Source organism: Fervidicola ferrireducens (assembly GCF_001562425.1).
In the GTDB taxonomy this organism is placed as follows: Bacteria; Bacillota; Thermosediminibacteria; order Thermosediminibacterales; family Thermosediminibacteraceae; genus Fervidicola; species Fervidicola ferrireducens.
The window spans coordinates 1-9,970 of record NZ_LOED01000055.1; the positions used below are offsets into that span (position 1 = coordinate 1).

The 9,970-nt window shown below is 40.2% G+C and carries 10 protein-coding genes and 4 tRNA genes; 5 read left to right on the forward strand and 9 right to left on the reverse strand.

Going from position 1 to position 9,970, the window contains the following annotated elements; genetic code table 11:
• The 8 genes from AN618_RS11805 to AN618_RS11840 form a co-directional block, all read right to left on the reverse strand.
• The coding region (locus AN618_RS11805; protein WP_157081675.1) for an IS110 family transposase at positions 1-556 on the reverse strand (556 nt) is incomplete at its 3' end.
• A gap of 100 nt (positions 557-656) precedes the next feature.
• On the reverse strand, positions 657-1,772 hold the full coding sequence (locus tag AN618_RS11810; RefSeq protein WP_066355463.1) for a hypothetical protein: 1,116 nt from the start codon (positions 1,770-1,772) through the stop codon (positions 657-659).
• A gap of 67 nt (positions 1,773-1,839) precedes the next feature.
• Complete coding sequence (locus tag AN618_RS12885; RefSeq protein ID WP_073257781.1) at positions 1,840-2,001, reverse strand: YpmA family protein; 162 nt, start codon at positions 1,999-2,001, stop codon at positions 1,840-1,842.
• 25 nt (positions 2,002-2,026) lie between these two features.
• Positions 2,027-2,794, reverse strand: coding sequence for a 5'/3'-nucleotidase SurE (gene surE / locus AN618_RS11815; RefSeq protein ID WP_066355466.1), 768 nt, complete (start codon positions 2,792-2,794; stop codon positions 2,027-2,029).
• Positions 2,795-2,813: 19 nt separating this feature from the next.
• The gene (locus tag AN618_RS11820; RefSeq protein ID WP_066355468.1) at positions 2,814-3,977 is read right to left on the reverse strand and encodes a tetratricopeptide repeat protein; all 1,164 of its coding nucleotides are present in this window, start codon (positions 3,975-3,977) and stop codon (positions 2,814-2,816) included.
• Positions 3,978-4,489: 512 nt separating this feature from the next.
• Positions 4,490-5,467 carry a M42 family metallopeptidase gene (locus tag AN618_RS11830; protein ID WP_066355471.1) on the reverse strand — a complete coding sequence of 326 codons (978 nt, stop codon included), beginning with the start codon at positions 5,465-5,467 and terminating at the stop codon, positions 4,490-4,492.
• A 4-nt stretch (positions 5,468-5,471) separates the two neighbouring features.
• On the reverse strand, positions 5,472-6,485 hold the full coding sequence (locus tag AN618_RS11835) for a M42 family metallopeptidase (RefSeq protein ID WP_066355472.1): 1,014 nt from the start codon (positions 6,483-6,485) through the stop codon (positions 5,472-5,474).
• Positions 6,476-7,525 carry a M42 family metallopeptidase gene (locus AN618_RS11840; RefSeq protein ID WP_066355473.1) on the reverse strand — a complete coding sequence of 350 codons (1,050 nt, stop codon included), beginning with the start codon at positions 7,523-7,525 and terminating at the stop codon, positions 6,476-6,478. The genes AN618_RS11835 and AN618_RS11840 overlap by 10 nt, the downstream gene beginning before the upstream one ends.
• Positions 7,526-7,681: 156 nt before the next feature.
• Here AN618_RS11840 and AN618_RS11845 point away from each other — a divergent pair.
• The 4 genes from AN618_RS11845 to AN618_RS11860 all read left to right on the forward strand — a co-directional run bounded on the left by AN618_RS11845 (position 7,682) and on the right by AN618_RS11860 (position 8,022).
• A tRNA-Ile gene (locus AN618_RS11845) sits at positions 7,682-7,758 on the forward strand.
• Between the two features lie 6 nt (positions 7,759-7,764).
• A tRNA-Thr gene (locus AN618_RS11850) sits at positions 7,765-7,840 on the forward strand.
• Positions 7,841-7,848: 8 nt separating this feature from the next.
• Positions 7,849-7,935: transfer RNA gene (locus AN618_RS11855), tRNA-Tyr, on the forward strand.
• Positions 7,936-7,946: 11 nt separating this feature from the next.
• Positions 7,947-8,022 (forward strand) — tRNA-Lys (locus AN618_RS11860).
• Positions 8,023-8,131: 109 nt separating this feature from the next.
• Here AN618_RS11860 and AN618_RS13925 read toward each other — a convergent pair.
• Positions 8,132-8,257 (reverse strand): hypothetical protein, encoded by a 126-nt coding sequence (locus AN618_RS13925; protein ID WP_281176852.1) that lies wholly within the window; start codon positions 8,255-8,257, stop codon positions 8,132-8,134.
• Positions 8,258-8,271: 14 nt separating this feature from the next.
• Between AN618_RS13925 and AN618_RS11865 the strand changes: the two genes are divergently transcribed.
• Entirely contained in the window at positions 8,272-8,457 is a 186-nt protein-coding gene (locus AN618_RS11865) for a hypothetical protein (protein WP_066355475.1), read from the forward strand.
• Positions 8,458-9,970 lie beyond the last annotated feature (1,513 nt).

Genomic DNA, 9,970 nt, shown 5'->3' on the forward strand with positions numbered 1-9,970 from the left:
TCTTGAATACTTCTTCGAATTCGGGGAAGTATTCGTCTAAGATAGAAATTAGCTTGTTTTTTGCGCTGTTGAGCTTGTTTATTAGCTGCTTTCTTGCTACCGAAAGGTTCCTTAAGTCTGCGTAAATCCCTTCGGGTAAGAGGCAGTTTAGAAACTTACCCTCTTTTACGAGTTTTGCAATTATTAGTGCGTCCTTTCGGTCGTTTTTGGTGGGGCTGTTGTCTTCCTCTTCTTTCCTTTTCTTTACGTGATATGGGTTTACCAGGACTACCTGATATCCCTGTTCTTTTAGAAACCAAGTTAGGGGCTTCCAGTAATGGCCGCTGGGTTCAAGGCCTATTATTACCCTTGTCGCTTTCGATTTTTCTTTGGCTTCGAGTATTTTTGAGACTAGACGAAAGTACCCATCTTTGCTATTATTAAACTTGAAAGGTTTTACCGGTTCGAGGCCGATGTGGTCTATGATTCTTGCGTAGTGGCTCTTCTTAGCTACATCAATACCGATAAAAATTAAATCTGAACCATGGACTAAAAGGAGTTTTTCAATTTTGTTCATGTCTTTCACCCTCCTGGTTGATTGGTGTCTTCAATTACTTTTTTACCAGGAGGGTTTTTAGTTTGCAAAGGCTATTTCAATTTATTACAGGAATGCTTTTTTATTCAGAACCACTTTCTACAATTAAATTTATCAATATTTTGTAAATATATTCCAATTTCTCGTCAATCTTAGCGAAGTCCATGTTTGCCACATAAAAACCTTCTAATTCATCATGCAGCTTTTTTGCCTCTGTAAAACACTCGACAGCCTCATCTAAAAGCCGATCACAAATCTCTCTTGAAAATTCTACATCCTTTCTGTGCTTTTCAAAATCGGGTTGAATCAATAAATCGCCAAAATCTATCAACCTGTCGTTGTTTTTTATTTCACTAAAAACATGAGGTCCTACAGAATTTATTAATCCCACGTTTAAATCTTTTATAATAATATGTTCTACTCTTTCCGGAGATAAAGGACAATAAAACGCCTCGACCCCAAAACCCTTTATCAAAGCTGTATTTAAAACTGTCTCAATTAATTTGGCCTTTGCCCACGTAATTTCACCTTTTAATATATAGCGTTTTTCAATATTTCCAAAATTATTGTCGAGAAAATTTATCAATCCACCGGACGTTATAGCACTCGCGAACATTTTTCTTTGCCTAGGTATCCTCCCAATCCGAGTGACATTGCAGAATATATCGCCAACTATTTCCTCTATTATTTTGTTCAACTTTCCTTCATCTGTGGCCCAAAAATATATTTCCTGTATTCCATCGTAGAGAACTTTTGCCGTCTTTATATAATCAAATCCCTTTTTATAGCACCTACTGATTTCTTTCTGCAATTTAATTATATCACTTTTATGTTTTATTATACCTTCTTCATCCCATGAATCACCAAAATTTATAATTTCCTCCACGCACCCGGGATATTTAGGGTCGACTATGTGCGGGGCCGTACCGTCGATAAGAGCTATCCCATATTCCGGTAAAATCACTCCATCCAGTGAATTGCTATCCGCCGAACAATGCAGAAATTCTATGTCAATTCCATCTCTGACTAGCCGCTCCCCTATTTTTTGTATGAAAGTAGATTTCCCGACCCCCGGCCCTCCTTTCATTATAAAAAATTTTTTAGCATTTTCCCACGGAAGCACATTATCGAAAAACGAAATATATCCTTTTGAAGTATTTCCGCCGGGGAAAAATCGTCTTATATATCCCTCTTTCATATAAAAAGCCTCCTCCTTAAAAGCTCTTTATATTTAGCTTATTAAGGAGGAGGCCATTTGGTGAAAGCTATGTCTCATAAATCGTTATTAAAGCCTTTTCCCCTTTTTTAGAAATTCCGAATATGAATCCTTTCTTTTTAAGAGATTTATTCAAAAAATCCACCAACTGATAAAGGTCATCGTGATAATTAAACTCCTTTTGCGCCAAAAGTTCAAGTTTTGATTCCATTTATAATTTCCTTTCTTAAAAAGATTCATAATAACGGCTTGAGTTCCCACTTTTTTATACTATCAATTACCTCATAATTAGTCAAATCAAAATGAATAGGGGTAATTGAAATATAATTGTTTTTTATGGCCCAGACGTCGGAAGTCTCATCTTCCAAATCTTCCACTACCTCTCCTGCCAACCAATAGTATGTTTTTCCCCTTGGATCTTGCCGACGGTCAAAGCAATTTTTATACTTTCTATTTCCCAAACGAGTTATTAATACCCCCGCTATATCTTCCGCATCTAAAGGAGGGATATTGACATTTAGCAAGGTATCTTTCGGAAACTGTTTTTCTTTCAAAACCTCGCACAGCTTTCTTACGAACTGAGCCGGGTATTCGTAAGATACATTTTCATAGGCTGCCACCGAAACAGCAACAGCAGGAATTCCGTAAATTGCCGCCTCAATGGCGGCCGATACAGTTCCGGAATAAATTACGTCAGTCCCTAAATTGGGTCCCCTGTTTATTCCCGATAACACCAGGTCTGGTGCATCGTTTAGCAGCGCGTCAAGGGCCAACTTCACGCAGTCCGAAGGAGTACCGTTAACCATCCAGCTTTCCACCGAACAATTGCGAAGTTCGGCCTTTTCTACCCGCAGCGGTTTGTGCATAGTAATAGCATGAGCCGTAGCGCTTCTTTCCCTATCCGGCGCCACAACAGTAACTTTGGCTATTTTTGAAATTTCCCTTGCCAACATCAAAAGACCTTCAGCGTAAATGCCGTCGTCATTAGTTATGAGAATATTCATTTTTTACACCCCTAACTCATCAAGCAATTAAAGCCTTATTGTAATATTCTACAGCTTTTTCATTTTCTCCCATTTTCTCGAAACATATTCCTAACATGGTATAAATTTCGGCTTTATCCTCTATTTCCGTTTCCAGCTCTTTGCAACATTCGGCTGCATCACCGTAAAGACCCATTTTCATCAAACAAAAGGCTTTATTTATGAGTATATCATCGCTTTTTCTTTTTTGCAAAACCTCATCCAACAGTTCAAGCGCTTCTTTATATTTCTTTACAGCTATTAGGCAAAGAGCTAAATTATTTTTTACTTCAATGTCGTCCTTTACAAATTTTTCAGCTTCCTTAAAACATTCGATAGCCTTTTTGTAATTTTTTTTCTTATATAAGCAATACCCCTTGTTAATCAGCAAATCCCCGTTTATAGGATCTATAGACAATCCCCTTTCACAGTAAACAAGAGCTTCATCATATTTACCCGATGCAGCAAGGCACAAAGCCAAATTGTTTATAGTTGTAAGGTCGTGCGGAAAACGCATTAATGACGATTTATATAAATCCACCGCTTTTTCATATTCACCGGTTTTAGTAAGCACCAGAGCCAAATTGAGCTTTGCATTGTAGTCATCGGGTATTTTTTCCAAACAATCCAAAAAGCACTTTTTTGCTTCTTCCAGAAGCCCCATTTCCATTAAACACAGCCCTTTTTTATTCTGAATCCTTACATAATCCTTACCTTCCGCTTTAGGTAATATTCCATCAAGAAGCTCAAAAGCCTCCTTATACTGACTTTTGTTAAATTTGCACAAAGCAAGCCCGTACACAGCTTTGATGTTTAAGATTGGATCGCCAAGTAATAACATATAATTCTCTTCTGCCTTATCAAATTCCAACAGATCTAAATACGTTTGCCCGATAAAGTACCGTATTTCGGGTAACTCTTCTAAAGAAATAGCTTTTTCAAAGAAATTTAGAGCTTCCCCAAAATCCTTTTTTAAGTAACTAATTACTCCACCCCAACACAGGAAATCCAATGCAGGATTTTGAAGGAGTTTTTTACGAACAAATTCAAGAGCGGTATCGTATATATTTGCTTCACACAAAAACCTAAGATAAATATTCGGCCAGGATAGAAATCTCTTTTTTATTATCTTATAGAGCAGGAGTAATGCTTCTTTCCTGTTCATTAAACTGCCCCCCTTTCCTCGGTATTATAACATGGGTATCATAACATATTATTCTATTTTTTCTTTAATTTTCCTGCCGACTTCTTAAAGAGGAATATAATGCCGACAATAAAATTTACAAAATTCACCGGGGCTTTCGAGTTTTATCTCCAGCAATTCGCAAATAAAAAAGGTGTGACTCGAGCCTCGAAACAAAAAATCCTTCCCGGGTTTGAGATATCGGCAGGGACTGCTTTCCAATACATAAGGGACCGAACAGCCCCCGCAAGCCCACTTTTCTTTTAAATCTTTTGGTTTCAACAAAACCTTTCCCAGTTCGCATCTGAATATAACTCTATTTTCATTTTCGATAAGCCGTAAAACCTTATACTCCTTTAAAAAAGGACACTGTCCGGTCATGGCAAACTCCTTACGCCTCCTTTTGCCTTATCATTACAAGTTTATGGGAGACGTAAGGGCATCGTGCATGATTTTTATTTTTTAAAAAAGAAAATCCGGGGGCAACCCCCGGATTATTTTTCGAGAACGTAAAGCAGCAGCTCTACTGCTTTTTCCATGTCATCAATTGACGCCATCTCCGATGGTGTATGGATATATCGCGTCGGGATAGAAAGGCAGCCGGACGGCACGCCGTCTTTAGTTAGATGTATCGCGCCCGTATCGGTCCCGCCCATTTCTAGTACCTCTAACTGATAAGGAATATTATTTTTTTCAGCGCTATCGATGAGCATTTCTCTTATTTTGGGATGGCAAATTACCGACCTGTCCATTATCTTCACTGCCGGCCCCTTGCCGAGCTCTACTGCCATTTTTTCCGACTCGGGAGTATCACCGGTCTTTGTCACATCTACTGCTATAGCAAGATCCGGTCCTATCCCGAAAGCCGAAGTTTTCGCGCCTCTTAAACCTACCTCTTCTTGAACTGTAAAGACAAAATAAGTATCAAATCTTGAGGACTTAACGTTCTGCAAGACCTTTATAAGCACGGCACAGCCGGCTCGATCATCTAGAGCTTTAGCCGTAACGTAATCACCGATTATATCGCAATTTCTGTAATATACCGCTTTATCCCCAATGCGAACCTTCTTTTGCGCTTCTTCTTTCGTCCTTGCGCCGATATCGATGAACATTTTGTTGAGCTTCAAATCCTTAATATCGTCCATTTTTTCCATTCCGAAAACACCTACAGTCCCATTTTCGAAAACAACTCTTTCACCAATCAGGGTAAACGGCGAAATCCCTCCGATATTTGAAAACCTCAGAAACCCTTTATCATCGATGTTTGTGACTATAACGCCGACCTCATCCATATGGGCGGCCAACATCAATTTTTCTCCCGCACCTTTTTTCCTTGCAATTATATTTCCGAGGACATCCACCCGGACTTCATCAGCATAATCCTTTATTTCGTCAAGTATAACCTCACGAATTTTATTTTCTTCGCCGGATGGACCAAAGGCTTCCGTTAGTTTCTTCACCAATTCTTTCATAAGTTTATATACCCCTTTCCTGAAAATCTTTGATAAGGGCGTCCACCAAGGCTATTGTATTTTGTATATCCCCAAGATTTGCCAAACTTGCCGGTGAATGTATATAACGGCATGGCACAGAAATGACAATGGTCGGTATTCCTTCTTTAGCAATGTGAATTTTTCCTCCATCCGTGCCTCCAAAAGCAGTTCTTCTCAACTGGCATTCTATTTTGTTTTGTTCTGCTACCTGAAGCACCCTATCTACAAGCCTTCTATCGGCTATAAAGGTTTTATCCATCAACGTAATGGCAGGCCCCCTGCCTACGGTTGTACTGTAACCTTCCTCCTTGGTGTCAGGCACGTCGGCAGCAAAAGTGCCTTCCAATACGATTGCAATATCAGGTTCCAACGTATAAGCCGCCACTGTTGCCCCTCTTGCGCCTATCTCTTCTTGCACCGTAAAGGCCCCGCATAGGGTCAAGTCATAATTCCTTTTAAGTATCTCAGTGATTATATAGCATCCTACTCTATCGTCCAGTGCTTTGGCTTTTATTAAATCACCCATCTCTTCATATTTTGAGTCAAATACAGCATAATCGCCTATCTTAACCACTTTTTCCGCATCTTCCTTGTCTTTTGCTCCAATATCAATATACAAATTCTTTGACTTCAACGCAGTTTCCCTTTCCTTAGGTTCCTGCAAGTGAATGGCCTTGGCACCTATAACCCCTTTTACTTTATTAGGACCAATGACCACCGTTTTTGATACCAGAATCCTGTCGTCTATTCCTCCCACCGGGTTAAACTTTAGCCAACCGTTTTTACCGATAGATGTAATCATAAGTCCGACCTCATCCATGTGCGCCGCGAGCATAACCTTAGGTTTTTTTTCGAGGCCGGGTTTTTCAAAAATAAGATTGCCGAGCGCATCGGTTCTGAATTCAGCCAAATTTTTTATCTCCCGCTTCAGTATGTTTCTTACCTCATGCTCCGCCCCGGAAACGCCGAAAGCCTCCGTCAATTCCTTCAATAGCATTTTAACCCCTCCACAAATTTTTCATCTACCGACGAAATGAAAAGCGCCAGCAAGCGTCCGCCAAGTTTTATGTCTTCGAGACTGAGAGTTTCTACCGTTGTATGCATGTACCTCAGAGGAATTGAAATTAAAGCGGTGGGAATACCCTCTTTAGTTATTTGCATGGCCCAGGCATCGGTACCTGTTGCCGATGGTTCGGGATTCAATTGATACGGTATTTTATAATCTTCAGCGATATTTTTCAATCTTTCATAAAGCTTGGGATGGATGTTAGGTCCCAGGGCTATAGCCGGTCCTTTGCCCAATTTTTGCGTCTCTTCTTCTGCAACATCCGCCATATTTCCGTGACACACATCCACAGCTACACCTATATCGGGATATATGTGGTATGTGCTCACTATCGCTCCTCTTAACCCTACTTCCTCTTGTGCAGTTGCTACTGCAAAAACTTCTGCAGAAAATTGAAGTTTATCAAGTTCCTCCAGACAACAGAGTATAGCAGCAAGGCCGGCTCTGTCATCCAAAGCGTTTCCGGCGAAGCATCCATTCAATAATTCTACGGGTTTTCTTTTAAAAGTTATTACGTCACCTATTCTAACCAATTGCTTTACCCTTTCCGCCGATAAGCCCGTATCTATAAACATATCTTCCGATTTAAGAGCTTTATTTCTCTCTTCAGGTTCCTGGATGTGAGGCGGTTTGCTTCCGATTACCCCTAAAATTTTCTCCCTTCCGTGAATTATTACCTCCTGTGCAGGAAGTATGCGAGGGTCTATACCTCCTATATAAGAGAAACGAATAAACCCCCTTTCGTCTATCTGCTTTACCATCAAACCGATTTCATCCATATGAGCTGCGAGCATAATCTTTACTTTTGCATTTTCAGGTCCTTTTCTGCCTATTACATTTCCCAGTTTATCCACTGCCACATCGTTACAGTGCTTTTTAAAAAGTTCTACTAAACGAGTATTATTTTTTACTTCATACCCAGAAGGCATTTCTGCGGACAACAGTTCCATGAGCATTTCTTTCAATTCCAAATTCCACCCCTCCCTTTAAATTTATTACTTCTACAATTCTTGACCGTTTCCTTCATTTGGGATAAGTAAAATATAATTTAAGGCAAAAAATTTTTTCCATAAACGTATTGACGAAAATCCAATTTTATTGTATACTTAAAATTGCGTTCAGGGAAAGGGCCCATAGCTCAACCGGTCAGAGCAACCGGCTCATAACCGGTCGGTTCTAGGTTCGAGTCCTAGTGGGCCCACCAATTTTTGCCGACGTAGCTCAATTGGTAGAGCGGCTGATTTGTAATCAGCAGGTTGCGGGTTCGAGTCCCATCGTCGGCTCCATAAAACGTGGAGAGATTCCCGAGCTGGCCAAAGGGGGCAGACTGTAAATCTGCTGGCGCACGCCTTCGGTGGTTCGAATCCACCTCTCTCCACCATAGTTTAACGTGGGCCATTAGCTCAGCTGGTAGAGCACCTGACTCTTAATCAGGGTGTCGTGGGTTCGAAGCCTACATGGCCCACCATTTTTTTGTACGCGGGTTTGCGGGTTCGAGAATTATTCTCAACATACATAGTCAGGTCGTGGTAAAACAGGGAGTCAGTTACTGTTGACGCAGGCCACCTTCCAAAAAACTATACGTGGAGGTGGCTTATTTTTTTGCCTCCCCCATCAGCCCTGCCTTTCTCCACCTTCTCGTTGTAAAAGGATTGAATCATATAAGGTTCAATTTCGTCAAAAGAATGGTGTATAATGTTCATAAGAGGTGTTTAGGATGACCTGTGAGGTCTTTATCAAGGAGCTTAAAAAGCTCCCCACTCTCGTAAATGAATTAGAAATCGAAGCTAACGTGAAACTGGCTAATCAGCTCATCAAACAGTACCGTCCAGCTTCGAGGAGTTGGCTTCAAAGTAATATCGGAAGGCTCGCCAAAAACGCCTTCCTTTATTTCGTGTATTAGCCCCTTGCTATCTTTTCCCCTACCTCCTTCCGTGTCTTTCTGTATACGCTTTTACGCTTCAGCTTGCGGTTTTTGAGTGGTAGCTAATGCTAACCTGGCCTCCCCATTTTTCGTCAGACCTTTTGTATATCATTCCTTCGCAATTTTCCGCATTTTAACCATTAAGATACCACCTTTTCTTTCTCAAACTAAAAAAAAAGAGCTTTTCTGGAATCGTTCATTCATGGCTATCTTCAAAGCCTTTCAGTAAATCATCTGCCACCCACAATTATTACATTATTACATCATTACATCCTCCTCTCACCTTCGCAACCCATCAACTTGAACTCATAGAAAAATTCGTTATTAACTTCTACAGCCGCTTCACTACATTTTCGCGAACCCACTTTCGATGTCGATCCACTATGTAATTGAGTCTCAAAATCAACCTTGGAAGAAGCCTGCTTGGAGGAATTACCCTAGAACAGTATCGAGAAGCCATTGCCGCTGTCAAAAACACTTGGGAAGCCGGTGAACGGAATCGAGTAATTTTTCGGGAAATTGTGCGGAGGCAATTGGTATGCAGCCACCGCGGGAAAGGAGGGCAAGATAAGGTATACTAAATGCTGTTTTTGCACTTGAATTGGATTGAGTAAAGTTATTTCTTAACCTCTGTGTGAAATTTACCCACAATTTCAGAACTTTTGAGCTAACAGCTAAAAATGTTACTGTGCATAAATCGAGCACAAGAAGGAATTTACTGAGAAATGTCGAAATACATTAAACAAATGAAAAAGCCGCTTCTTTGTCAAAGCGGCAGTCGTGGTTCGTGAACCCCGTTTTTGACTCAAGTACTGATGAAGGTGGCCTGCTGTTGGGGAAGTCAGGATTTTCGCTGTTCACAATCTTAAAACACCCTGGCCGTACTCTTAATCAGGGTGTCGTGGGTTCAAAGCCTACATGGCCCAGCATTTTGAAAGTATAATCCTCCTAAATACGGAGGATTTTTTTGTTGCCATATATAAACTCCTTCTATATCCTCGATCATGTTAAAGATCGGCGTCAAGCATTTCTTAAATATGTTAGCCAAATATGCCTTAACTACTCCCAGGCCAACATTAGCAGTTATCAAGTTGTTATCTCAAATAAAGACACGGAACTGTTTCTTGGAAAATTCAGGATTTATTATTCTTATCCCTGTTTAATTTGATACAAGAATGAGTGAGGACTATTTTAATGGTTCCTAGACCGACTTTCGTTTATTACTGATATTAAAAATTATGCGACATAAAATATATCACCTCATACATGAAGTTTTGTTTATATTATAAGCCGCTACTTGGCCTCAATACAGTTAAGTCCATATAATTGTGTAAAAAGGGATTGAGCCACCCCCATCCCTCTGGTTAGAATTAAATTGCCAACACAAAAACCTAGCTGGAGGGATGAGAAATGGCTCAATATAATATTACCATCGATTCTGAAATTTTGCACCACCTTTTTCTAAATGGAGCTAAAGATGAAGGGATGGCCA

Bases quoted from the DNA above. Each gene is read 5' to 3' on its own strand.
- surE (WP_066355466.1), bottom strand. From the start codon at position 2,794: ATGAATATTCTCATAACTAATGACGACGGCATTTACGCTGAAGGTCTT.
- AN618_RS11810 (WP_066355463.1), bottom strand. From the start codon at position 1,772: ATGAAAGAGGGATATATAAGACGATTTTTCCCCGGCGGAAATACTTCA.
- AN618_RS11830 (WP_066355471.1), bottom strand. From the start codon at position 5,467: ATGAAAGAATTGGTGAAGAAACTAACGGAAGCCTTTGGTCCATCCGGC.
- AN618_RS12885 (WP_073257781.1), bottom strand. From the start codon at position 2,001: ATGGAATCAAAACTTGAACTTTTGGCGCAAAAGGAGTTTAATTATCAC.
- AN618_RS11865 (WP_066355475.1), top strand. From the start codon at position 8,272: ATGACCTGTGAGGTCTTTATCAAGGAGCTTAAAAAGCTCCCCACTCTC.
- AN618_RS11820 (WP_066355468.1), bottom strand. From the start codon at position 3,977: ATGAACAGGAAAGAAGCATTACTCCTGCTCTATAAGATAATAAAAAAG.
- AN618_RS11835 (WP_066355472.1), bottom strand. From the start codon at position 6,485: ATGCTATTGAAGGAATTGACGGAGGCTTTCGGCGTTTCCGGGGCGGAG.
- AN618_RS13925 (WP_281176852.1), bottom strand. From the start codon at position 8,257: ATGAACATTATACACCATTCTTTTGACGAAATTGAACCTTATATGATT.